Source organism: Nocardia sp. CNS-044 (assembly GCF_059570515.1).
This window is the reverse complement of record NZ_JCANSX010000005.1, coordinates 1,722,591-1,745,907: the sequence shown is the minus strand read 5'-3', so window position 1 is coordinate 1,745,907 and position 23,317 is coordinate 1,722,591. Positions and strand designations below refer to the sequence as shown.

The window sequence follows — 23,317 nt, the reverse complement described above, 5'->3', positions numbered from 1 at the left end:
CGTACCCTCGCGTTCATGAGCTGCTGCGGGCCGTCGCGCCGGACCCTGCTCGGCGCCTTCGCCTCCGCAGCCCTGCTTTCCGCGTTGCCCGCGGGTCGAGCGCGGGCGCACCGCGTTTCGCCGCTGGCGACGGATCTGGAAGTGGTCACCGTCACCGACCGCTCGGTCGCGCTGACCTGGACGACGGTGGCGCCGGACGACTCGGGACGCCTGACGCCGGTCCCCTCCGATGCCGAAGTTCGTTTGGGTCCGGCGGATTCCGCTGGCACGCCGGTCCCCGTCTTCGCCGATCCCGAGCGAACCCCCTTCCACTACGCGGAGATCGGCGGTTTGGAGCCGGGCCGACGCTACCGTTTCGAAGCTCGGTCGCAGGGCGTGCGGGCGACGCCCGCTCTCTCGCTGACGACGCTGACTCCCGGAACACCGGAAACCACCGGCGAATTCACCACCCTGGTGCCGCCGCCAGGCCGCCTGTTGCGCACCATCGCGCTGGCCAACGACGTGCACTACGGCGAGACGGTGAGCGGCCTTGTGGTCGGCGGGTTCCCGCCCGGGTTCCGCCAACTCGCCGGTCTGCCGCCCTACCCGGAAGTCATGCTGGACGCGCTGCTCGACGACCTGCGGGCCAGGGACGTGGACCAGCTGGTCGTCGCGGGTGACCTGACCAGCGAGGCGACGCCGGAGGAAGCGCGCGGCGTCCGCGCCCGGCTGGACACCTGGGGCGCGCTCGGCAGCGACTACCTGGTGACGAGAGGCAATCACGATCGCCCGCACGTCGGTTACCGGGGCTGCACGCACCTGGGCGAACACCGCGACTGCTGGGGCGACAACTTCCTGCCCAGGCAGCAACTGGTCGAACACGAGGTCGGCGGCCTGCGCCTGCTCGGCGTGGACACCAGTGAACTCGACGGCTCGGGTGGCCGCATCGAACGGCCGCAGTTCGATCACCTCGCCGAGGTGCTGCGCGCCGACCCGGACCGCCCGACCCTGGTCTTCGGCCACCACCCGGTGACCCGCGAGTCCGGGCTGACCAACACCGCGGGCCCCGGCTTCGTTCTCAACGGTCCGGACAGCGCGGAGCTACAGCGCCACTACGAGCGCGCGCCCGGCGTCTTCCTGCACCACAGCGGCCACACCCACCGCAACCGGCGCACCCGCCCGGACGCGAACATCGCGGTGGAATTCCTCGAGGTGGCCGCGGTGAAGGAGTATCCGGGTGGCTACAGCCTGCTGCGCGTGTACGAGGGCGGGTACATGGTGAACTTCTACAAGACGCGCGCCGAGGGCGCCCGGCGGTGGAGCAGCACCACCCGCGGCGAATACTTCGGTCTGTTACCCGACTACACCTTCGGCACTTTCGCCGATCGCAATCACGTTGTCGCGCGAGACTTTTCCGGCCTCGCATGAACGATGGCACGCACGCCACCCTGGATCGCCCGCGTCGTGGCGAACGGCCCACGGTGGGTGAACACCCATGCGACCACTCACCGCGTGCGGCAACCGTCGGCGACGCCCCCGATCCGACATCGAACCGGGGCGTCGACGACCGGCGCACCCTTTGCCTGGAGCGAGCGGCGGGAATCGAACCCGCGTAAACGGCTTTGCAGACCGTTGCCTGAACCACTCAGCCACGCCCGCCTCGCCTTCGAGAATGCCGGGCCGGGCATCGAGCGACCAGGCTTGGGCTCGAGGTGATTCGAAAGCGGGCCTGAACCCCGTGCGAGTGATAACGACGCCGGAACGTCGGCGCACGACACGGAAACGGCCACTCGGCATGGAATGATCGGGGACATGTCTCGGCCACGCCCGCTTCCAGTCGACCCGATCGAGGAGGCCCACCGCCAGTGGGTCGGCCACGGCTGGGGCGATGTCGCCGACGGCATGGCGGCGGTGACGTCGCTGGTGCGCGCCCAGCAAATCGTGATGGCCCGGGTGGACGAGGCACTCAAACCGACCGGTCTGACCTTCTCCCGGTACGAGCTGCTGATGTTGCTCAGCTTCAGCAAGACCGGCGCGCTGCCGATGGCGAAGGCCAGCGCCCGACTGCAAGTGCACCCGACCAGCGTCACCAACACCGTCGATCGCCTGGAGGCGGCACGACTCGTGGAACGAGTTCCGCACCCCAGCGACCGCCGCGCCACCCTGATCGAGATCACCGACGCCGGAAGGGAATTGGTCGCCGAGGCGACCAAGGAACTGAACACGAAGGTGTTCGCCCAGCCAGGTCTGCCCCCGCAGCGACTGCACACGTTGTTGCAGTTGCTCGCGGAATTCCGGCATGCCGCGGGCGACTTCGACACCGGGGACGCGCCCGCCCGCTGGAACACCCGCGATCGCTGAACTTCGGTCCGTACCTACCGGTCTCGTACACCACGGAAACGACCGCCGCGTAACGTTCCGGCATCCAACTAGCGAATTAGCGGCGGTGTTGCCTTGGCAGCGGACGGGAAAAGGTCCACCATGTAATCCATGGTGCTGGTCTTGGGGGTATCGGCGGGCGCTGGTGGCGCGCGCGCGATGTTGACACATTCCGACCAGCCGCACTTGCCTCCGATCGACCGCTGCCACGTACCGCGTCGTATGGGCGGCGGCGTCGAGGAAGCAGTGTTCGAGGCGATCCGCCGAATGAGCCGTTCAGCGCAGCTACGAGACGAGCTGATCACCGGAACCGCGGTCACCTGCCGCTGCCCGCTGCACGCCGACGCCATTCGCGCCGCGGCGGGCCGCAGCCGACTGACCATCGTCGACGAGCCGCTCGCCCAGTTGCGATACCTGCGCTTCACCGGAAGCCTGCCGGAGTCGGGCACGGTGATGCTCTACGACCTCGGCAGCTCCGGGCTGACGGTCACGCACGCCGACTGCCGCACCGACACCATCCTCTCCAGCAAACGCAGCACAGTGCTCGGCGGCGACGGCTACGACGCGCTGCTGCGCTGGCAACTCGCCCGCGGCGGCGTGCTCACCGATCGGCTGACCAGCCGACGGCATCGCGAGGCGCTCAGCACCGCGCGGGTGGTCACCGCGACCGACGCCGGCTCCGGCGGGCGCGCCGTGGTGACCCGCAGCGACCTGGCCGAACTGTGCGCGGCCAGCATCCACCACTCCGCGTCGTTCGTCCGCCAGCTCATCGAGGAAAGCGGGGTGCGCCCCGACGCGCTCGTGCTGCTCGGCGGCTGCACCCGCAGCCCCAGCGTGCGCGCCGAGCTGGCCGAACTCGTCGATCTGCCGGTGGTCTACGACCCGGAGCCGGAATACGTCTCGGCCCGCGGCGCGGTGCTGCTCGCCGCCGAACGCCCGTCCGGCGACGTGCGGATGGCGCGCCTGCGGTCGGGCGCGACACTGTACCGGCCGGCCACCGCGGGCGTCGACCGCCGGAAAGTCATCGCGGCCGTGGCGGTCACCGCGGCCCTCGGCGCGACGATCGCCGGTCTGCTCGCGGTGGAACGGAATTCGGCGCGGTCGCCGCACGGCGGAACCGCGCCGACGCAGATCGAACTGCGCAGCACCCCGGAGCCCTCGGGCAACTGAGACCGGAGCCCGCCGCGTCCCGTTGGCTAGCATGGCGCGAGAACCACACGCGCACGACAACGGGGGTGTACACATGGCATTCGCCGCCGCAAGAACCATGCTCACGACCGGATTCGGCGTGCTGACCTCGCATCGCGCTCTTCGCGCGTTTCCGAGGCGGTCGGCCGTCACCGGCGCGGTCGTAATGGGCGCGCCGATGCTGTTGGTCGGCACGGACATCGTCGGCACCGCCTCCGCGACGCCGTTACTGCTGGCGGGCGCCGCCTACCTGCTGACGATGATCGTCACCACGTTCGGCAATGCCGCGCTCATCGCGCAGACCGACATCGTGCTTCGCGGCGGGTACCCCACTGCGGCCGAGGGCAGGCGGGCGGCGCGGGCACGGTGGGCCGCAGTCCTGCTGTGGGCGCTCGCGGCGGCGACCGTGCTGCCGGTGCTGCGCCTGGTCGAGCACGACTTCCGCGACATGCGCGCGATGCGCGGCCGTACCCGCACGGCGTGGGCGGACGTGGCCAACCTGACGCTGCCAAAGATCGTCCTGGAGCATCGGAATCCGATCGACGCACTGCGTGATTCGCGGGCGACGCTGGAGCGCGGGTGGGGCCCCGGCGTGGCGAGCAGCGCGCGCCTCGGCGTCGTCGGCTACGTGCTCGTGCTCGTCGGGCTCCTGGTGAGTGTGTCGGTCGGTGCGGCGTTGGGCGCGCAGGCACAGGCCGGGATCGGCCTCCCCTACGGCGCGGCGGTCGGCGGCTGGTTCGGCCTGTCCGTCTTCACCACCGCGCTGATCTTCGTCTCGGCCGCGACCGCGGTGTATCAGGTCGCGCTCTACCGCTACACGGTCGACGGACGCACGCCGCCCGCGTTCGCCGCGGATCTCACGCGTGCGTTCCAGCCCTGAGCAGAATCGTCTGCGCGCGAAGCCATTCCCGCTCAGGTTCGAACCGAGCCGTACGCCCCGAAAAGAGCGACGGCGCGCGTGAACGCCTCGGAAGGCGACGCACGATGCCTGCGTTCACCGCGAATCTCGAGCGCTCGCTCCAACCCTGAGCGGAGGCGTCCGAGCGCGAAGTCACTCCCGCGCGGGATCGAACCGAGCCGTTCGCCTTCTGGAAACAGCAACGGCTCGCGCGAACGCCTCGGGGGCGGGCGCGCGAGCCGTGCACCGACTCAGCGGTTGTTGAACTTCGCCGGACGCTTCTCGACGAAGGCGGTCATGCCTTCCTTCTGGTCCTCGATCGCGAACAGCGAGTGGAACACGCGGCGTTCGAAGCGCAGGCCCTCGGCGAGGGTGGTCTCGAAGGAGCGGTTGACCGACTCCTTCGCGATCATGGCGACCGGCAGCGACATCCCCGCGATGGTCTCGGCCACCTCGAGCGCGGTGTCGAGCAGCTCGGCGGCGGGCACGATGCGCGAGACGAGTCCGGCGCGCTCGGCCTCCTCGACATCCATATTGCGGCCGGTCAGCACCAGATCCATGGCCTTGGCCTTGCCGATCGCCCTGGTCAGGCGCTGCGAGCCGCCGATGCCGGGGATGACGCCCAGCTTGATCTCCGGCTGCCCGAACTTGGCCGTGTCGGCGGCGATCAGGATGTCGCAGATCATCGCCAGCTCACAGCCGCCGCCGAGCGCGTAACCCGCGACCGCCGCGATGGTGGGCTTGCGGAAGTTCGCCAGCCGGTCCCACCGGGCGAAGAAATCGTCCATGAACATATCCATGTACGACTTGGGCTGCATCTCCTTGATGTCGGCGCCCGCCGCGAAGGCCCGCTCCGAGCCGGTGATGACCACGGCGCCGATCTCGTCGTCGTGCTCGAGCTCGTCCAGCGCGGCGATCACGTCGTCGAGGACCTGCGCGTTCAGCGCGTTGAGCGCCTTCGGACGGTTCAGCGTGATCCAGCCGACCCGGCCCTTGCGCTCCAGCAGAATCGTCTCGAAGTCTGGCCCACCCGTCGCCCGGCCGCCACCCCTCACGGAATCGCTTCGCGATGCATCCATCTTCAGGCCACCTCTTGATCGGATCGGTTACGGATATCGGTGACGATAGCCGAGAAGTCCTTGCCCGCGTCCGTCTGGTTGAACCGGGTGTAGATCTCCGCGGCGAGCGCGCCGAGCTGACCGTCGATGCCGTTGGCGCGCAAAGCGTTCGCGGCCAGACCGAGGTCCTTCGTCATCAGCGCGGTGGCGAATCCCGGCTGGTAGTCGTTGTTCGCCGGGCTGGTGGGAACCGGGCCGGGGACCGGGCAGTAGCTGGTCAGCGCCCAGCTCTGGCCCGACGCGGTGGAGACCACGTCGAAGAACGACTGGTGGCTCAGGCCCAGCTTCTCGCCGAGCACCAGCGCCTCGGACAGGCCGATCATCGAGATGCCGAGCAGCATGTTGTTGCAGATCTTGGCGGCCTGGCCGACGCCCGCGTCGCCGCAGTGCACCACCTTGCCGCCCATCACTTCGAGCAGCGGGAGCGCGTCGGCGAAATCGGCCGCCGCGCCGCCGACCATGAAGGTCAGGGTGCCCGCCGCCGCGCCCGCGACGCCGCCCGAGACGGGTGCGTCGAGCGCGCGGTGCCCGGCCGCGACGGTCCGCGCGGCGGCCTCCTTGGCGTCGGCGACGTCGATGGTGGAGCAGTCGATGAACAGGGTGCCGGGGTTCGCGGCGGGCAGCAGATCGGCGTAGACGTCGAGCACCAGCTTGCCGTTGGGCAGCATGGTGATCACCACGTCGCGGTCCGCGGCGGCCGCGACGGCGGTCTCCACCACGGTCGCGCCATCCTTACGCGCCTGCTCCTTGGCCGCGGGCACCGGGTCGAACGCGAGCACGTCGTAGCCCGCGCGGACCAGGTTGGCCGCCATGGGCGCGCCCATGTGACCGAGGCCGAGGAAACCGATCTTCTGCCCGCCCGTCACCCGGTCACCATCCCTGGTCGAATCGCTGTGCGATGCTGCGTTCACTGCTCTGCCTCCGGTGTCGCCAAACCCAGTTCCTTGTCGCCCAATTCGGCGAAATACGCCGCCACCTGCGCGTCGGTGACCTCGGCAAGGGACGCCGGTCGCCACTGCGGGTTGCGGTCCTTGTCGACGACCTGCGCGCGAATGCCCTCGACCAGGTCGTGCGATCCGAGCGAAGCGATGGACACGCGGTACTCCTCGTTCAGCACCGCCTCCAGGCTCGACAACTCGCGCGCCGCGCGCAACGAGCGCAGCGTGACCTTCAGCGCGACAGGCGATTTGGCGAGCAGATCGGACGCCGCCTTGCTCGCCTCCGGCGCGTCGTAGGCTTGCAGCCGGGCCACGATCTCCTCGACGGTGTCCGCGCTGTAACAGGCGTCGATCCAGTCCCGCTGCCCGAGCAGTTCGGATTCCGGTGCGGCCTTGGCGAACTGGGCGATCGCGGCGTCGGCGCTCGCTGTGCGCAGGGCGTCGAGCAGCGCCGGGATGTCGTCCGAAGGCACGTAGTAGTCGGCGAATCCGGCCGCGATGGCGTCGCCAGCGCCCATCCGCGCGGTGGTCAGCGCGACGTGCGTGCCGATCTCGCCCGGCGTGCGCGCGAGCAGGTAGGTGCCGCCGACATCGGGGATGAAGCCGATGCCCACTTCGGGCATGCCGACCTTGGACCGCTCGGTGACGACGCGGTGGCTGCCGTGGCCGGAAAGGCCGACGCCGCCGCCCATCACGATGCCGTCCATGATCACCACGTACGGCTTCGAGTAGCGGCCGATCAGCGCGTTGAGGATGTACTCGTCGCGCCAGAACAGGCCGGTCGGCGAATCGGCTACCGCGTCACCGGTTTTCGCGGAGCTTGCGGAGCGATCATTCAGCGCGAGCGCGTCGGCGTGGATCGCGACGATGTCGCCGCCCGCGCACAGCCCGCGCTCCCCCGCGCCGGTGACCACGACGGTGCGCACCTCGTCGTCCTCGGCCCACGCGCGCAGCGCATCCGTGATGGCCAGCGCCATCGGGTGATTCAGCGCGTTGATGGCCTTGGGCCGGTTCAGCGTGATCAGGCCGAGGCCGTCGCGCTTCTCGATGAGTACGTCGCTCATGCCTGCGCCTCGCTGACGCTCGGCTCCGGCATGCGCGAGGCGCGCTGGCACATGATTCGCTCACTTCGTTCGCTCATGCTGCTCCTATGACCGAGCGGGCGACGACCACCCGCATGATTTCGTTGGTGCCCTCGAGGATCTGGTGGACGCGCAGATCCCGGACGATCTTCTCCAGACCGTATTCGTGCAGATAGCCGTAGCCGCCGTGCAATTGGAGTGCCTTGTTGGCCACCTCGAAGCCGACGTCGGTGGCGAATCGCTTGGCCATCGCGCACAGTTCGACCTTGTCGGTCGCGTCCGCGTCGAGCGCTGCGGCCGCGCGCCACAGCAGCGTCCGCGCGGCCTCCAATTCGGTGCGCATATCGGCCAATTCGAATTGCAGCGCCTGGTTCTTGTTCAGTGGCTTGCCGAAGGCCTGGCGATCGGCGAGATACGGCACCGCCTTGTCCAGCGCCGCCTGCGCACCGCCGACCGAGCACGCCGCGATGTTCAGCCGCCCGCCGTTGAGCCCGTTCATGGCGATGCGGAAGCCGTCGCCCTCCGCGCCGAGCCGGTTGGCGACCGGGACGCGGGCGTCCTCCAGCACGACCTGGCGGGTCGGCTGGGCGTTCCAGCCCATCTTCCGCTCGTTCGGCCCGACCGACAGGCCCGGCGTGTCGGCGGGGACGATCAGCGCCGAAATGCCGCGCGCCCCTTCCTCACCCGTGCGGACCATCAGCACGTAGACGTCGTTGGCGCCCGCGCCGGAGATGAACTGCTTGGCCCCGTTGAGGATGTAGTCGTCGCCGTCGCGAACGGTCTTGGTGCTCAACGCCGCCGCGTCGGAGCCGACGCCCGGTTCGGTCAGCGCGTAGCTGCCGAGCAACTCCATCGAGGTCAGTCCGGGCAACCAGTGCTGGCGCTGCTCCTCCGTGCCGTAGGCATCGATCATCCAGGCGGCCATGTTGTGGATGGAGATGTAGGCCGCCACCGCCGGACAGCCGGTGGCCAGCTGCTCGAAGATGCGCACGGCGTCGAGTCTGCGCAGTCCCGAGCCGCCCACGTCCTCGCGGACGTAGATGCCGCCGAGACCGAGTGGGCCCGCCTTGCGCAGCACGTCCACCGGAAAGTGTTTCCGCTCGTCCCATTCCAGCGCGTTGGGCGCGAGGAACTCGTCGGCGAACTGACGCGCGGTCTCGCCGATCGCGCGCTCGTCCTCGTCCAAGGTGAACATCCGGCTCAGTCCATCGTCGGGATGACGAACGCGTTGGACTCCTTCAGACCGGAAGGCCAGCGCTGGGTCACCGTCTTGGTCTTGGTGTAGAAGCGGATCGAGTCCGGGCCGTGCTGGTTCAGATCACCGAAGCCGGAACGCTTCCAGCCGCCGAAGGTGTAGTACGCGATCGGCACCGGGATCGGCACGTTGATGCCGACCATGCCGACCTCGACCCGGGACGCGAAATCGCGGGCGGTGTCGCCGTCGCGGGTGAAGATGGCGACGCCGTTGCCGTACTCGTGCTCGTTGGCCAGGCGCAAGCCTTCCTCGTAGTCCTTGGCGCGGACCACGGTGAGCACCGGGCCGAAGATCTCCTCCCGGTAGATCCGCATCTCGGAGGTGACCTTGTCGAACAGGGTCGCGCCGACGAAGTAGCCGTCCTCACCGCCCTCGACGGTCAGGCCGCGACCATCCACGACCAGATCGGCCCCCTCATCGATGCCGATCTGGACGTAGTTGTTCACCCGGTCCACGCCGTCCTTGCCGACCAGCGGGCCGAAGTCGGCGCCCGGATCGTCCGAGCGGCCGATGTTGAGCTTGTGCACGCGCTCGGTCAGCTTGGCCACCAGGCGGTCCGCGGTCTCCTCGCCGACCGGCACGGCCACCGAGATGGCCATGCAGCGCTCGCCCGCCGAGCCGTAGCCCGCGCCGATCAGCTGGTCGGCGACGTCGTCGAGATCGGCGTCGGGCATCACGATGGCGTGGTTCTTGGCGCCGCCGAAGCACTGGGCGCGCTTGCCGTTCGCGGTCGCGGTCTCGTAGATGTACTGCGCGATCGGGGTGGAGCCGACGAAGCCGACGGCCTTGATCCGCGGATCGTGCAGCAGGGTGTCGACGGCCTCCTTGTCGCCGTTGACCACGTTGAACACGCCCGCGGGCAGACCCGCCTCCAGGAACAGCTCGGCGAGCCGCAGCGGCACCGAGGGATCGCGCTCGGACGGCTTGAGCACGAACGCGTTACCGCAGGCGAGGGCCGGGCCCGCCTTCCACAGCGGGATCATCGCCGGGAAGTTGAACGGAGTGATGCCCGCGACGACGCCGAGCGGCTGACGCATCGAGTAGACGTCGATGCCGGTGCCCGCGCTCTCGGTGTATTCGCCCTTGAGCAGGTGCGGGATGCCGGTGGCGAACTCGATGACCTCGAGCCCGCGCTGGATGTCGCCCTTGGCGTCGGCGATGGTCTTGCCGTGCTCGGCGGAGAGCAGCGCGGCCAGGCTGTCCATCTCGTCCTGCACCAGGGTCAGGAACCTCATCAGCACCCTGGCCCGCTTCTGCGGATTGAACGCCGCCCACTCCGGCTGGGCCGCCGCCGCGTTCGCGATGACCGCCTCGACCTCGGCCTTGCTCGCCAGCGGCACCCGCGCCTGCACCTGACCGATGTTCGGGTCGAAGACGTCACCGAAGTTGCCGGAGGTGCCCGGGACGTGCTGCCCGCCGATGAAATGAGTGAGTTCGCGAACCATGCCAGTCCTTGTCTGTCGTCGTCGACGCGCGGAGGCGCGATCTGCGGTCATCCTATAGTTGGATGTCCAAGTAATGATCCGCCGGTTGGTGAATGTGATCCATCCCACCTCGCCGAGTCGCCGTGCGCCTTCAGCCGCCTCTCCGGCCGGGCCGCTTCGGTCGCACCGCCCCGCGTCAGTCGGATCTGCGCGGCGAACGCGTCATAGCGATGGCGCCCGCCGCCAGCAGCACCGCACCGACGATCAGCACGAACCCGGCCGCGCCGAGCCCTCCCGACAGCTCCGAGACCGCCTCGGCGATCGCGAGCGCGACCGCCCCCGCGTACGCCGCGACCTCCGCGCGGAGCTTGCCCGGCGACGGCCGAGCTGCCTCCTCGGCGGCCACCGCCGCCAACACGGCGTCGCGCTGCTCCGCGCTCAGCACACCGTCGTCGACCAGCCGCCGCAGCGCGTTCCCCACCCGATGCTCGCACGCCGTCGGATCAGTATGTCCGAGGGCGTGGAGACAGACCCGGGCTACGCGACGGGCGCCGGGGCGATCAACCGAGACCGCCGCCGGTCGCGAGCCATTCCATCGTGAGCAACGGAACCGGGCCGACCCGCAGATCGGTGAGCACTCGCATCTCGCGCGGTCCGACGGCGGACGCGGAGCCGGGTCGCGCCGGGCGCCAGCAGGCGGCGGCTCGCCCACTCGGGGTCGGGCGATCGCTCATATCCATTGACCTCCAGACCTTTTCGAGAGACCTAGCGAGCACGGGGTGATGCCAGCGGCACGCGACAGGGCGGGGAGCCCGGCGCCGGGACGGACAGCCACCAAAGGAGGACGCGGCGGCGCCCAGACCCTCGCGGTGATGAAGCTGTTCACAATCCGGCCCTTCGCTCCGATTACGACAATCTCCATCGGAACTCGAGTGCGCGGCCGATGTCGCCGGTTGCGGTCAGGCTGATCGGAACCCTCGCGAGGACCGGAAACCGGCACGGTCGCCGGGACCGCCGCGAATCCTGGCGGTGTGATCCCCATCACCGTAGAATTACTTTGACGTCCTAGTATCGGGCGTCAGGACGACTCGCCGGAGGACTCCCGTGGCCGACAGCAGCGCGCTCTACACGCCCACCCATCCCGTGCGTTTCGTGACGTCGGCCGCCCTCTTCGACGGGCACGACGCCGCGATCAACATCATGCGCCGCATCCTCCAGTCCCAGGGCGCGGAGGTGATCCACCTCGGCCACAACCGCGCCGTGCACGAGGTGGTCGCCGCCGCGATCGAGGAGGACGTGCAGGGCGTCGCGGTCAGCTCCTATCAGGGCGGCCACATCGAGTACTTCGAATACCTCGCGGCCGCGCTGAAAGAGGCCGGGGCAGGCCACATCCGGGTCTTCGGCGGTGGCGGCGGGGTGATCGTGGCCGAGGAGATCGAGCGCCTGGCCGCTTCCGGCGTGCGGATCTTCTCCCCCGAGGACGGCCAGCGGCTCGGCTTGCCGGGCATGATCAACGAGTTGGTGCGCATCTGCGATGTCGATCTCGCCGAGGATTTCCCCGCGACCGAGGCGGTGCTCGCGGGCGAGCGACCCGCGTTGGCCCGCGCCATCACCTGCCTCCAGCAGGACACGCTGCCCGCCGCCGCCCGCGAGGCGCTGCTCGCCGCGGCCGACGCGCGCGCCGTGCCGGTACTCGGCATCACCGGCACCGGCGGATCGGGAAAGTCCTCTCTCACCGACGAATTGGTGCGGCGGCTGCGCTCGGACCAGCAGTACAAGCCGCGCGTCGCGATCCTCGCCGTCGATCCGACCCGGCGCCGCGGGGGCGGCGCGCTGCTCGGTGACCGCATCCGGATGAACGCGCTCGACGGCGCGCACCTGTTCTTCCGCTCGCTGGCCACCCGCGGCAATCACGAGCTGCCGCGGAACGTCGACACCATCATCGCGGCGTGCAAGGCGGCCGGATACGACCTGGTCGTCCTGGAGACACCGGGCATCGGGCAGGGCGACACCGCCATCGTCGACCACGTCGACGTGTCGATGTACGTCATGACGCCCGAGTTCGGCGCCGCCTCCCAGCTCGAGAAGATCGACATGCTCGACTACGCCGACGTGGTGGCGATCAACAAGTTCGAGCGCCGGGGCGCGTCCGACGCGGTGCGCGACGTGTCGCGCCAATTACTGCGCAACCGTGAGGCATTCGGCTCGCGCCCGGAGGACATGCCCGTCTTCGGCACCAGCGCGGCAACCTTCAACGACGACGGCGTGACCGCGCTCTACCAGCACCTGACCGGCCTGTTGAGCGAGCACGGCCTGCGGCTCGAGCCAGGGACGCTGCCGCGGGTGGACACCAAGGTCTCCACCCGCTTTGCCCAGATCATTCCGCCTGCCAGGGTGCGGTATCTGGCCGAGATCGCCGAGGCGGTGCGCGAATACCATGCCGAGACGGCCCGGCAGGTCGCGGCGGCGCAGCGCGTCCAGCGGCTCGAGCAAGTGCTGGCCGAACTACCCGAGGCCACCGCGGTGGCCGAGCTGCTCGATACCGCCCGCCGCGAACTGAGTGACGACGATGCCGCGCTGCTGGCCGAATGGCCCTCGGTCGCCGAGAGTTACCGTGGCGCGGAGCAGGTGGTGCGGGTGCGCGACCGTGAGTTGCACACGCCGCTGAGACGGGAGTCGTTGTCGGGCAGCAGCATCGCGCGCGTCGCGCTGCCCCGCTTCACCGATCACGGTGAGCTGCTGCGGTTTCTGCGTGCGGAGAACCTGCCCGGTCGCTTCCCGTTCACGGCGGGGGTGTTCGCGTTCAAGCGGGACAACGAGGATCCGGCGCGGATGTTCGCGGGCGAGGGTGATCCGTTCCGCACCAACCGGCGGTTCAAGGTGCTCTCCGAACACTCCGATGCGAAACGCCTTTCGACCGCTTTCGACTCGGTGACGCTCTACGGCCGCGATCCAGACGAGCGCCCCGACATCTACGGCAAGGTCGGCACGTCCGGTGTCTCCATCGCCTCGCTCGACGACATGAAGGCGCTCTACGACGGCTTCGACCTGACCGCGCCGACCACCTCGGTCTCCATGACCATCAACGGCCCGGCCCCGACCATCCTCGCCTACTTCCTCAACACGGCCATCGACCAAGCGCTGGAACGATTCTCGACGAGCGCGGGCCGCGCGCCGACCGAGCAGGAGGCAACCGACATCCGGGCGCGGACGCTGTCCACCGTGCGCGGGACCGTGCAGGCCGACATCCTCAAGGAGGACCAGGGCCAGAACACCTGCATCTTCTCTACCGAGTTCAGCCTGCGCATGATGGCCGACATCCAGGAATGGTTCGTGCGCAACAAGGTTCGCAACTTCTACTCGGTGTCCATCTCGGGCTACCACATCGCCGAGGCGGGCGCGAACCCGATCAGTCAGCTGGCCTTCACCCTCGCCAACGGATTCACCTACGTGGAGGCCTATCTCGCGCGCGGCATGGACATCGATGACTTCGCGCCCAACCTGTCGTTCTTCTTCTCCAACGGCATGGACCCCGAGTACTCGGTGATCGGCCGGGTCGCGCGGCGCATCTGGGCGATCGCTATGCGCGACCGCTACGGCGCCAACGAGCGCTCGCAGAAGCTGAAGTATCACATCCAGACCTCGGGCCGTTCGCTGCATGCCCAGGAGATGAACTTCAACGACATTCGCACCACGCTGCAGGCTCTGATCGCCGTCTACGACAACTGCAACAGCCTGCACACCAACGCCTACGACGAGGCGGTGACCACCCCGACCGAGGAATCGGTGCGCCGCGCGCTGGCGATCCAGCTGATCATCAACCGCGAGTGGGGGCTGGCGATGAACGAGAACCCGATGCAGGGCAGCTTCATCGTCGACGAACTCACCGATCTGGTCGAGGAGGCGGTGCTCACCGAGTTCGAGCGGATCAGCGAGCGCGGCGGCGTGCTCGGCGCCATGGAGACCGGTTACCAGCGCGGCAAGATCCAGGACGAGTCCATGCTCTACGAGCGGCGCAAGCACGACGGCTCGCTGCCGATCGTCGGAGTCAACACGTTCCGCAATCCCCACGGCGAACAGCACCGGGTGCTGGAACTCGCCCGCGCCACCGAAGCGGAGAAGAAGTCCCAGCTCGATCGGGTGCGCGAGTTCCAGCAGCGCCACCGGGACGCGGCGCACACGGCGCTGGCCCGCCTGGACGCGGTTGCCCGCACCGACGAGAACATCTTCGAGGTGCTGATGGACGCCGCGCGGGTATGCACGCTGGAGCAGATCACCGACGCCTTCTTCACCGTCGGCGGGCAGTACCGCCGCAACGTGTGAGGCGGGGGCGATCGGCGACACCGGGCGAAGTCCGTCAGCAGCCCACGCACGGCCGGAGCGAAGCATTTCCCCCAGGCCCGGCACCGGTCGTGTGACAATCGCCGGGCCGGGAAATCCGCCAGACAGGAGGGACACGATGGACCTCGCGGGTCTACGCGTGATCGACGCGCACATCCACCAGTGGGATCCGCTGACCACGCCGCGCGATTTCAGCAATCTCGCCCGGCTGTTCAAGTACCTGCCGGTGCCGATCGATCTCGCCACCCGGCTGGCCCCGCGCCGCGACCGCGAATTCGTCGGCGACCCAACACCATACGTGCATCCGTACCTGCCCGCCGACTACCGGACCGACACCGCGGGCGTCCCGGTCGAGTCGATCGTGCACATCGAGGTCGAATGGACCGGCACGGGTCCGACCGCCAAGGCCGACGAGACCCGCTGGGTCGCCAGCCTGCCCTTCGGTGTCGACACCCCGCGGCTCGGCGCCGTCATCGGATCGGCCGACCCGGCCGCCGACGGCTTCGCGGCCCTGCTCGACGCGCACCAGACGGCGTCGCCGCTGTTCCGCGGCATCCGCACGATGGTCGCGCACCACCCCGACACCGCCATCCGCTCCTTCACGGGCAACGCGGGCGCACTCACCACGAGCCGCTTCCTCGACGGGTTCGCCGAGCTCGCCGAGCGCGGGCTGTCCTTCGAGGCGTGGGTGTACTCGCACCAGCTGCCGGAGGTGACGGCACTGGCCGCGCGCTATCCCGACGTCACCATCGTGCTGAACCATCTCGGCACGCCCGCGGGACTGTTCGGCAAGGTCGGCAAACACACCGGAGCCAACCCGGGCGAGCGCAGGAAGCTGCTGCTGACCTGGCGCGACGACCTGAGCGCACTGGCTGCCCAGTCGAATGTGGTCGCGAAAGTCAGCGGATTGATGATGCCCATCCTCGGCCACCCGGTGCCGACGCGCGGTAGCGCGACGCCGGTGCCGACGCTGGTCGAGCGGATCGGTCCGCTGGTCACGCACGCGATGGATGCCTTCGGACCCGACCGCCTGCTGTGGGGCTCGAACTTCCCGGTGGATAAGCCCATCACCAGCATCGACCACAGCGCCCGGGCCATCGCCGAGATCGTGACCGGCCACGGTGGCGGCCCCGCCGACCTGGCCCAGATCTTCCGTGGCACCGCGGAACGCGTCTACCGTGTCGAGGCTCCCGAGTAGCACCGCGGCCCGTTGACAAAGCCGGCGGGCGCGCGCCTAATGAGGTGGCAGGTGCGGACAATGATGTCGCCCGACATCACATGGGTTCGTACGCCGGACTCATGAAGCGAGCGGTGCGATGAACGACGAGACCATCGACCACGAAGTGATCATCGTCGGAGCCGGGTTCTCCGGCATCGGCGCGGCGATCAAGCTGCGCGAGGCCGGTTTCGAGGACTTCCTCATCGTCGACGACGCGGACGGCGTCGGCGGCACCTGGCACTGGAACACCTATCCCGTTGTGGCCGTGGACATTCCGTCGTTCAGCTATCAGTTCTCGTTCGATCAGCGGGCGGACTGGACCCGCGTCTACGCGCCGGGTCGCGAACTCGAGGCCTACGCCGAATCGTGCGTCGACAAGTACGGGCTGCGCCCGCGCATCCGCTTCAGCACCACCATCTCCGACGCCGAATTCGACGAAGAGCGGCACCTGTGGCGGCTACGCACCGGCTCCGGGAAGGAGTTGCGGGCACGCTACGTGATCAGCGCGACCGGTGTGCTGACCCGGCCGAAGATGCCGGAGATCCCGGGCGTCGGCGATTTCCGCGGCGTCACCATGCACACCTCGCGCTGGGACCACGGGCAGAGCCTGCGTGGCAAGCGGGTCGCGATCATCGGGACCGGCGCCTCCGCGGTGCAGGTCATCCCGGAGATCGCGCCCGAGGTATCGCAGCTCGTCGTCTTCCAGCGCACGCCGATCTGGTGCCTGCCGCGCCCGGACATGCCGCTGCCCGCCCCGCTGCGGCTGGCCTTGCGGCTGCCCGGTGGACGGTCGCTGACCAGGTTGATCAGCCAGACCTACGTGGAACTGACCTTTCCCATCGCGGCGCACTACTACAAGTCACTGCCGACCGCCGCCGTGGGCGAGCGCGCCGGGCTCGCCCACCTGCGCCGCCAGGTCCACGACCCGGTGATCCGCGAAAAGCTCACGCCCCGTTACGCACTCGGCTGCAAGCGCCCCAGCTTCTCCAACGACTACCTGGCCGCTTTCAACCGCGACAACGTGCTGCTGGAGACCGATCCGATCCGGGAGATCACCGCGACGGGCGTGCGAACCGACGCGACCGAGCATCGGGCGGACGTGCTGATCCTGGCCACCGGGTTCAAGGTGATGGAGTCTGGCAACATGCCGACCTACGACCTGCGCGGTGTCGGCGGCCGGGACCTGGAGAAGTGGTGGGACGAGCACCGGCTACAGGCATACGAGGGCGTCAGCGTCCCCGGCTTCCCGAACTTCTTCTCGGTGATCGGGCCGTACGGCTACAACGGTTCGTCGTATTTCGCGCTGATCGAGAACCAGGTCCGCCACATCCTGCGCTGCCTGCGGCACGCCCGCGCGACCGGCTCGACCCTGGTCGAGGTCACCGAGGAAGCCAACGACCGCTTCTTCCAGGAGATGCTGTCCCGGCGCGGCGGGCAGGTGTTCTGGCAGGAGTCGTGTTCGGTGGCCAACAGCTACTACTTCGACAAGCACGGTGATGTTCCGCTGCGGCCGTCGACCACGGTGGAGGCGGCCTGGCGCAGTGGGCATTTCGATCTGACCGACTACCGGTTCGCCTCGGTGCCTCAGGCCCTGTCTAGCGGTGGTCGGCGGTCGCGGCGGTGATCTGCCTGGTCAAGGTGTCGCGGGCGGTGACGAGCGAGGGGCCGTACCAGGTGAGGCTGCGTCCTTCGACCAGCGCGACCGGTATGCCCGGAAAAGCTTCGGGTCCATCGGTTTCGGTGAAGACGTACGGCTCGTCGGGCAGGATCGCGAGTTCGACGCCGCGGGTGAGTTCGTCCTCCGTGACGCGCGGGTAGCGCTCCGGGCGGTCGGCGTGGACGAGTCGCAGCCCGAGGCGGCACGCCAGGTCACCGGTGAAGGTGTCGCGACCGACGACCATCCAGGGCTTGCGCCAGATCGGGATCACTGCCGCCCGAACTGGCTCCGCAGGAGGGGCGGCCCAGACCTTTTCGGCTTCGACCAGCCAGGACGGCGCCGGGACTCCGAGCGCCTCGACGAAAAGCCTGGTGAGCGAGGGGAACGCGTCGTCCAAGGTTTCGATCCTGGTGACCCACACCGGGATACCGGCCTCGCGCAGCCGCTCCACGTCCCTGCGGCGATTCTCCTCCTGATTGCACAGCACCAGATCGGGAGCCAGCTCGACGATCCGGCGGACATTCGGGTTCTTGGTGCCGCGCACCCGCTCGACGGAGAGGTCGGCCGGGTGCGTGCACCACTGCGTCGCCGCGACGAGCAGCTCGGGGCAGGTGACCGCGACCGACTCGGTGATCGACGGCACCAGGGACACGACCCGCCGGACCGGGCGGACGATAGGGACCTCGCCGCCCAAGTCGTCGGTCGACGAGATACGCTGCGGCGGAACGGCATTCACGACAGGATCCGGTCGCACAAGACGCGCAGCCGCTCGGGCGGCACCTCGGGCAGCGTGTTGCCCGCGCCGAGCACCAGCAGGTAGAGGATCTGCGCGGTCTGCTCGGCGGCGGGTTCCGGGTAGCCGATCTCGCCGAGCAGCTCGCGCAGGAACGCCAGCCTGGCCGCGTCGACGCGCTGTTTGGCCGCGGCCGCGACCGGATCGTCCAGCGCCCAGGCCCGGACCGCCACCTCCAGGCGTGCGGGTGCGCCATCGGCGAGCACCAGGTCGATCAGCAGATCGAGTTTGGCGCGCGGGTCCAGATTCTCGGCGGCCTGCACCTCGCGGATGTAGCGCAGCGTCTGCACCTCCTCGAAGTGCGCGAGCAGCGCCTTCTTGTAGCCGGGCATGCCCGCGAAGTGGTGATAGAAGGACCCGGTGCTGAGTCCGGTGGACGCGACGAGCTTGTCGATGGTCAGCGCCGTCGGTCCCGCCGCGCCGAGGATCGTCAGCCCGGATGCCAGCCATGAGGTCTTGCCCGCCACATCGCCCACCCTATAACATAAATTTTGTTCTGTTCTGGGTATGTCAACTCTCGGAGGTCGCGATGACCGCGATGACGTCCACCATTCAGCCCAACCCCATCGTCGCCCGATGGCCTTTACCGGCCCACTACGCGGGCGGCGTGTTCCTCGGCCTGATCGGCTTCGGCCACTTGCTCGCGCTGCACGTCTTCAACGGGGCCGATGTCGCGGGCGAGGAAGTGATCAACGAGCTGGGCAGGAACACCACGACCGCGCTGTTCGAAGGCGGCAGGGAAGTAACGGTATTCGGGCTCAATACCGGCTACAGCGTGGCCTTGGGGCTGTTCGGAATGCTCTTCCCGCTGCTCGCGGCCGTCGCGGTGCGGGCGGCTCCCGAGCTGATCGCACGCTGGTCGCTGTTCAACTGGATCTGCGCGGTCACGGCGGGCGGCACGTTCTGGATCTCCTGCCTGTACTTCCCCGAGACCGTGGTCGCGTTCGCCGGGCTGTCCGCGCTTTGCTACGCGGCCGTGCTGGCGGGCGGGTCGCCCAAGTCGGCATATCAGCGCAGGTCAGCTGGGTAGCGCGACGGGTCGGGTCGGCCGCGCGATCCTGGAAGCGCCTGGCAGCGCAGGTTCGGCACATGGGCAGTGGATGGACAGCGCTCAGGCATTACCTCGCCGGTCCCGCGAGAGCAGACTTGGAAGTGGCACCCGGTACCGAGAAACCGGCACCCAGCGCACGGACGGGATCCGCCCGACGAAGTCCGGAGACGCGGGGCCCGACCTCGATGCCGGGTGCTGGCCGCGCGGCAGCGGATCGCCGCGGCGATCTCAGCGCCGCAGCAGCGCATACAACGCACCGAGTTCGCGCAACCCGGCGGCGGCGCTCGCCTCGTCCTCCGAGCTCATGCGCAGCGCCTTGCGCAGCAGTACGGGATCGAGATCGTCCATCGCGGAACGGAATTCGACCTTCGGCAGGTCGGGAAGCAGCGCCTCGTCGCCGTACAGATCCTCCGTGGCGACCGGTCGCGGATCGCGCTCGATACCGCGAATCAGCGTGTCGAGGTCCAGTCCGCGCAGCGTGAGAATCTCGCGGGGCCGCTCGTCGAGGCGCTCGGCGAGCAGGTAGCAGACGGCCGCGACGTGTTTGCACGGCCAGCCGGGGTCCGGGCAGGTGCAGTCGAAGTCCAGCTCGGCCGCGGTGGTCGGCAACAGCAGCGGGCCGAGTCCGGAGGGCAGCGCGCCCGACGCTATCTCGGCCAGCATGCCCGGTGAGCTGCGGATCGTCTCGATCAGCAGCTCGAGTTCGTCCTCGCGCAGCGCGCGGACGCGGAACGCCGCGGTGAACGGGCGCGGCTGACTGCCCTGCACCTCCGCGACCACCGCGCCCGGTTCGATCCGATAACTCACCACCTGTCCCGAGCGCGCGTAACTGCGCCCTCGGGCCAGCCTGCCGGGCTCGGCCATCGCCTCGACCGCGTCGATCAGCGCCTTGCCCCACCAGGTGCGCCCGAATCCGCCGCGCCTGCTGCGCGCCGTCACGCCGCCCTCGACCGGTAGCCGCTTGCCGTACTTGCTGTAGTCCTCGAAGCTCATTCGCCCACCGCCTCGGCGCCGAGGGTGAACAGGTCACGCAGTTCGTCGGTGCTCAGCTCGGTGATCCAGTTCTCCCCCGCGCCGACGGCCAGGTCGGCGAGCCTGCGCTTGCCGTTGATCATCTCGTCGATCCGCTCCTCGATGGTGTCGACGCAGACGAGCTTGCGCACCTGCACCGCGCGCCGCTGGCCGATGCGGAAGGCACGGTCGGTCGCCTGGTTCTCCACCGCGGGATTCCACCAACGGTCCAGGTGCATTACGTGATTCGCCGCCGTCAGGTTCAGTCCGGTGCCACCGGCCTTGAGCGACAACAACATCAGCGGCGGACCGTCCTCGGCCTGGAACCCGGTCACCATGGCGTCGCGGCGGCGTTTGGGCACACCGCCGTGCAGGAACGGGATCGGGGCGCCGAAGCGCTCGGCGAGGAACGGCGCGACGAGCTCGCCGAACTCGCGAAACTGGGTGAACAGCAATGCCTTCTCACCATCGGCGAGCACCGCGTCCACCACGTCCTCCACCAACGCCAGCTTGCCGGAACGGTGTTTGCCGCGCGCCAGCACGCCGGAGCCGTCGCCGAGGAAGTGCGCGGGGTGGTTGCACACCTGCTTGAGGCGGGTCAGCGCGCCGAGCACAGCGCCCTTGCGCGCCATGCCTTTCGCGTTTTTGATCTTGTCCATCATGTCGTCGACCACCGCCTGGTACAGCGCGGCCTGTTCGACGGTCAAGTTGGCCCGCACCGTCATCTCCAGCTTTTCCGGCAGGTCGCTGATGACGGACGGATCGGTCTTCACCCGGCGCAGCACGAACGGCTGTGTGACGAAGCGCAGCCGCGAGATCGCGTTCTGATCGTTCTCCCGCTCGATCGGCACCGCGAACCGCGCGCGGAACGTCTGCGCGCTGCCGAGCAGCTTCGGCATCGCGAAATCCAGCAGCGAACGCAGTTCCTCGAGCCGGTTCTCGACGGGAGTTCCGGTGAGCGCCAAGCGATGTCGCGCTTGCAACGAGCGGGCCGCGCGGGCCTGGCGAGTCGCGGCGTTCTTGATGTGCTGGGCCTCGTCGAGCACGACGCGCTCCCAGTCCTGTCTGCCTAGCGCCTCGACATCCCTGGCGAGCAGCGAGTAGGTGGTGAGCACCAGGTCCGCTTCGGCGATCGCCGCGTCCAGGTCCGCGCCGCCCCGCCGACCCGCGCCGTGGTGGACCAGCACGCGCAGGTCGGGGGCGAACCGCTCGGCCTCGCGCTGCCAGTTGCCGACCACCGACATCGGGCACACCAGCAGCGTCGGGCCAGGGTTGTCGGACTGTTCCCGCTCGTGCACCAGCAGCGCGAGCACCTGGATCGTCTTGCCGAGGCCCATGTCGTCGGCGAGGATCGCCCCGCAGCCCATTCGGCTCATGGTGACCAGCCAGGACAGCCCGCGCAGCTGGTAGGGACGCAGCTGCGCCTTCAGACCGCTCGGGGCGGGCACCGGCTCGGCGTCGTGCTGCCGATCGAGCAGATCGGCCGCCCACCCCGTGGCGGTGACCTCGGTGATCGGCACCTGCTCGACGCGCCCGCCCGCCAGTTCGCCGATCATGTCGGCGAAGGTGATCGGCGAATCGTCGCTGTGCGCGGCGACGTAACGAGCCGCGGCGGCGAGCACCTTGTGATCTGCCTGCACCCACTCGCCGCGCAACTGGACGAGATCGGATTTCGCGCGGACCAAGCGCTCCATCTCGGCTGTGGTCAGCACAGTGTCGCCGAGCGCCAATTCCCAACGGTAACGGACCAATCCGCGCATACCGACGGTGCTCTCCGCCGCCGGGACCCCGCTCTCCACGCGCAACCGCATCGACGGCGCGGAGATGCTCCACGCGCGCGGCAGCAGCAACCGGACGCCCGCCGCCTGCAACGCGTGCGCACCGTGCGCGACGAGATCGGCGACCACCTCGGTGGGCAGCAGCAGATCCATCGTGCGCGGATCGGTCGGCAGATCGCGCAGGCGCGGATAGGCGCGCTGCGCCTCGCCCAGCTTGTCGATCGCGGTGCGGATCAGGCTCGGGTCGCCGTGCAGCGGGATCGGCGAGGGCGCCTCCCCCTCGGTGCGCAGGCAGACCTCGAGCCGCCACAGCGCGACCGACTCGTCGGCGACGCCCAGCTCGCCGTCCGGCTCGAGCAGCCGAAGCACCAGTTCCGGCTCGTCCACGGTGAGACTGGCCCGCCAGCGCTCCAGCACCTCGGCGAGCTGATGGCTGCCGCTGTCGAGCGGACTGTCGCCGACCAGCGCGGCGAGCAGCGGGTGCGACGGCGGCGGGCCGTCCAGCAGCCGCCTGGCGATCGGGTCGGTCAGTTCGCCGACGAGGTCTTCCAGCATCGCGGCGGGGCGTCCGGCCACGTGCAGCGCTGCCGGTGCGGCCACCGCGAGCTCGGCCAGCCAGGCGCGCTGGGCCGCGCCGCCGACCAGTCGCCAGCGCACCCACCATTGGCCGTCGTCCCTGCGCAGTTCCGGGACGACCCGCCCGGCCCGCACCCAGCGTTCGACACCGTGCGCGACATGAGCGAGAAAGCGCAGATCACCCGCGACGGCCGAAGCGGGCAGCGGCTGGCGCAACGCCGCGGCGGCGGCCTCGGGCGCGAGCGCGTGCGCGCGCACCGTGGCGGGCTCGGCCGAACCGGACGCGAACACGAGAACCTCGGCCCGGTGCCGGAACCGCGACGCGCGCAGAACGGCGCCCAACGGGTCGGGCAGCGCGTCCGGCACCCCGTCGTCGGTCCACAGCAGCAGACCGGCCCCTGGCGACCACAGTCCGTGCAGCATCCGCCCATCAAATCAGGTGAGTCCGACACTTCGCCGCGGGGTGCGCGCGGTGTTCCGCAGGTGCGTCCATGCGAAGTTCGCGGTTCAGGGGCACTATGGACGGTACCGAGAGCATGCCGCGACCAGCGGAGACAGCCCGGGTCCAGTGGTACCGGGTGTCCGTCGACGCGTCCCCGAGCCACGCCGGGATGTGCTGCTACCGCTGGC

Annotated in this window: 19 protein-coding genes and 1 tRNA gene; 8 read left to right on the top strand and 12 right to left on the bottom strand. The window is 69.3% G+C overall.

Annotated features, from left to right (window positions below):
• The first annotated feature begins 15 nt into the window (after positions 1 to 15).
• Entirely contained in the window at positions 16 to 1,407 is a 1,392-nt protein-coding gene (locus T333_RS08615) for a metallophosphoesterase family protein (protein ID WP_496424096.1), read from the top strand.
• Positions 1,408 to 1,563: 156 nt separating this feature from the next.
• Here T333_RS08615 and T333_RS08610 read toward each other — a convergent pair.
• Positions 1,564 to 1,638, bottom strand: a tRNA-Cys gene (locus T333_RS08610).
• Positions 1,639 to 1,791: 153 nt separating this feature from the next.
• Between T333_RS08610 and T333_RS08605 the strand changes: the two genes are divergently transcribed.
• From T333_RS08605 to T333_RS08595, 3 genes are all read left to right on the top strand, one after another.
• Positions 1,792 to 2,340 carry a MarR family winged helix-turn-helix transcriptional regulator gene (locus tag T333_RS08605; protein WP_354999902.1) on the top strand — a complete coding sequence of 183 codons (549 nt, stop codon included), beginning with the start codon at positions 1,792 to 1,794 and terminating at the stop codon, positions 2,338 to 2,340.
• 285 nt (positions 2,341 to 2,625) lie between these two features.
• Entirely contained in the window at positions 2,626 to 3,528 is a 903-nt protein-coding gene (locus T333_RS08600) for an Hsp70 family protein (protein ID WP_496424095.1), read from the top strand.
• Positions 3,529 to 3,601: 73 nt separating this feature from the next.
• A complete protein-coding gene (locus tag T333_RS08595) occupies positions 3,602 to 4,426 on the top strand; it encodes a DUF6159 family protein (RefSeq protein ID WP_357256643.1) in 825 nt (274 codons plus the stop codon).
• A 269-nt stretch (positions 4,427 to 4,695) separates the two neighbouring features.
• Here T333_RS08595 and T333_RS08590 read toward each other — a convergent pair whose 3' ends face one another.
• From T333_RS08590 to T333_RS08560, 7 genes are all read right to left on the bottom strand, one after another.
• Positions 4,696 to 5,523 (bottom strand): enoyl-CoA hydratase, encoded by an 828-nt coding sequence (locus T333_RS08590; RefSeq protein ID WP_354999905.1) that lies wholly within the window; start codon positions 5,521 to 5,523, stop codon positions 4,696 to 4,698.
• A 2-nt stretch (positions 5,524 to 5,525) separates the two neighbouring features.
• The gene (mmsB, locus tag T333_RS08585) at positions 5,526 to 6,428 is read right to left on the bottom strand and encodes a 3-hydroxyisobutyrate dehydrogenase (RefSeq protein ID WP_357256681.1); all 903 of its coding nucleotides are present in this window, start codon (positions 6,426 to 6,428) and stop codon (positions 5,526 to 5,528) included.
• A gap of 41 nt (positions 6,429 to 6,469) precedes the next feature.
• Positions 6,470 to 7,564 (bottom strand): enoyl-CoA hydratase/isomerase family protein, encoded by a 1,095-nt coding sequence (locus T333_RS08580; protein ID WP_496424094.1) that lies wholly within the window; start codon positions 7,562 to 7,564, stop codon positions 6,470 to 6,472.
• Between the two features lie 73 nt (positions 7,565 to 7,637).
• Complete coding sequence (locus tag T333_RS08575; RefSeq protein WP_496424093.1) at positions 7,638 to 8,777, bottom strand: acyl-CoA dehydrogenase family protein; 1,140 nt, start codon at positions 8,775 to 8,777, stop codon at positions 7,638 to 7,640.
• A 5-nt stretch (positions 8,778 to 8,782) separates the two neighbouring features.
• Entirely contained in the window at positions 8,783 to 10,282 is a 1,500-nt protein-coding gene (locus tag T333_RS08570; protein ID WP_354999909.1) for a CoA-acylating methylmalonate-semialdehyde dehydrogenase, read from the bottom strand.
• 175 nt (positions 10,283 to 10,457) lie between these two features.
• A complete protein-coding gene (locus tag T333_RS08565; RefSeq protein ID WP_496424092.1) occupies positions 10,458 to 10,742 on the bottom strand; it encodes a hypothetical protein in 285 nt (94 codons plus the stop codon).
• Positions 10,743 to 10,821: 79 nt separating this feature from the next.
• Positions 10,822 to 10,995, bottom strand: a complete 174-nt coding sequence (locus T333_RS08560) for a hypothetical protein (protein ID WP_357256637.1) — start codon at positions 10,993 to 10,995, stop codon at positions 10,822 to 10,824.
• Between the two features lie 370 nt (positions 10,996 to 11,365).
• On the opposite strand from T333_RS08560, the gene icmF reads away from it, so the two are divergent.
• The 3 genes from icmF to T333_RS08545 all read left to right on the top strand — a co-directional run bounded on the left by icmF (position 11,366) and on the right by T333_RS08545 (position 17,445).
• The gene (gene icmF / locus T333_RS08555; protein WP_496424091.1) at positions 11,366 to 14,584 is read left to right on the top strand and encodes a fused isobutyryl-CoA mutase/GTPase IcmF; all 3,219 of its coding nucleotides are present in this window, start codon (positions 11,366 to 11,368) and stop codon (positions 14,582 to 14,584) included.
• Positions 14,585 to 14,720: 136 nt separating this feature from the next.
• Entirely contained in the window at positions 14,721 to 15,800 is a 1,080-nt protein-coding gene (locus tag T333_RS08550) for an amidohydrolase family protein (protein WP_357256633.1), read from the top strand.
• Positions 15,801 to 15,918: 118 nt separating this feature from the next.
• Positions 15,919 to 17,445 carry a flavin-containing monooxygenase gene (locus T333_RS08545; protein WP_496424090.1) on the top strand — a complete coding sequence of 509 codons (1,527 nt, stop codon included), beginning with the start codon at positions 15,919 to 15,921 and terminating at the stop codon, positions 17,443 to 17,445.
• Here the strand turns inward: T333_RS08545 and T333_RS08540 are convergent.
• Both T333_RS08540 and T333_RS08535 read right to left on the bottom strand, forming a co-directional pair.
• Positions 17,417 to 18,214, bottom strand: coding sequence for a helical backbone metal receptor (locus T333_RS08540; RefSeq protein WP_496424089.1), 798 nt, complete (start codon positions 18,212 to 18,214; stop codon positions 17,417 to 17,419). The genes T333_RS08545 and T333_RS08540 overlap by 29 nt on opposite strands.
• Positions 18,211 to 18,738: a TetR/AcrR family transcriptional regulator gene (locus T333_RS08535; RefSeq protein WP_496424088.1), complete on the bottom strand. Its 528-nt coding sequence runs from the start codon at positions 18,736 to 18,738 to the stop codon at positions 18,211 to 18,213. The genes T333_RS08540 and T333_RS08535 overlap by 4 nt, the downstream gene beginning before the upstream one ends.
• Positions 18,739 to 18,800: 62 nt before the next feature.
• On the opposite strand from T333_RS08535, the gene T333_RS08530 reads away from it, so the two are divergent.
• Positions 18,801 to 19,301 (top strand): LIC_13387 family protein, encoded by a 501-nt coding sequence (locus tag T333_RS08530; RefSeq protein ID WP_496424087.1) that lies wholly within the window; start codon positions 18,801 to 18,803, stop codon positions 19,299 to 19,301.
• A gap of 249 nt (positions 19,302 to 19,550) precedes the next feature.
• On the opposite strand, the gene T333_RS08525 is transcribed toward T333_RS08530, so the two are convergent.
• Both T333_RS08525 and T333_RS08520 read right to left on the bottom strand, forming a co-directional pair.
• A complete protein-coding gene (locus T333_RS08525) occupies positions 19,551 to 20,315 on the bottom strand; it encodes an SWIM zinc finger family protein (RefSeq protein WP_354999918.1) in 765 nt (254 codons plus the stop codon).
• Positions 20,312 to 23,110, bottom strand: coding sequence for a DEAD/DEAH box helicase (locus T333_RS08520; RefSeq protein ID WP_496424086.1), 2,799 nt, complete (start codon positions 23,108 to 23,110; stop codon positions 20,312 to 20,314). The genes T333_RS08525 and T333_RS08520 overlap by 4 nt, the downstream gene beginning before the upstream one ends.
• Positions 23,111 to 23,317: the final 207 nt, after the last annotated feature.

Coding starts and splice junctions, on each gene's coding strand:
- T333_RS08570 (WP_354999909.1), bottom strand. CDS start 10,282: ATGGTTCGCGAACTCACTCATTTCATCGGCGGGCAGCACGTCCCGGGC.
- T333_RS08560 (WP_357256637.1), bottom strand. CDS start 10,995: ATGAGCGATCGCCCGACCCCGAGTGGGCGAGCCGCCGCCTGCTGGCGC.
- T333_RS08545 (WP_496424090.1), top strand. CDS start 15,919: ATGAACGACGAGACCATCGACCACGAAGTGATCATCGTCGGAGCCGGG.
- T333_RS08615 (WP_496424096.1), top strand. CDS start 16: ATGAGCTGCTGCGGGCCGTCGCGCCGGACCCTGCTCGGCGCCTTCGCC.
- T333_RS08525 (WP_354999918.1), bottom strand. CDS start 20,315: ATGAGCTTCGAGGACTACAGCAAGTACGGCAAGCGGCTACCGGTCGAG.
- T333_RS08520 (WP_496424086.1), bottom strand. CDS start 23,110: ATGCTGCACGGACTGTGGTCGCCAGGGGCCGGTCTGCTGCTGTGGACC.
- T333_RS08580 (WP_496424094.1), bottom strand. CDS start 7,564: ATGAGCGACGTACTCATCGAGAAGCGCGACGGCCTCGGCCTGATCACG.
- T333_RS08605 (WP_354999902.1), top strand. CDS start 1,792: ATGTCTCGGCCACGCCCGCTTCCAGTCGACCCGATCGAGGAGGCCCAC.
- T333_RS08550 (WP_357256633.1), top strand. CDS start 14,721: ATGGACCTCGCGGGTCTACGCGTGATCGACGCGCACATCCACCAGTGG.
- T333_RS08575 (WP_496424093.1), bottom strand. CDS start 8,777: ATGTTCACCTTGGACGAGGACGAGCGCGCGATCGGCGAGACCGCGCGT.
- T333_RS08530 (WP_496424087.1), top strand. CDS start 18,801: ATGACCGCGATGACGTCCACCATTCAGCCCAACCCCATCGTCGCCCGA.
- T333_RS08595 (WP_357256643.1), top strand. CDS start 3,602: ATGGCATTCGCCGCCGCAAGAACCATGCTCACGACCGGATTCGGCGTG.
- T333_RS08590 (WP_354999905.1), bottom strand. CDS start 5,523: ATGGATGCATCGCGAAGCGATTCCGTGAGGGGTGGCGGCCGGGCGACG.
- T333_RS08600 (WP_496424095.1), top strand. CDS start 2,626: ATGAGCCGTTCAGCGCAGCTACGAGACGAGCTGATCACCGGAACCGCG.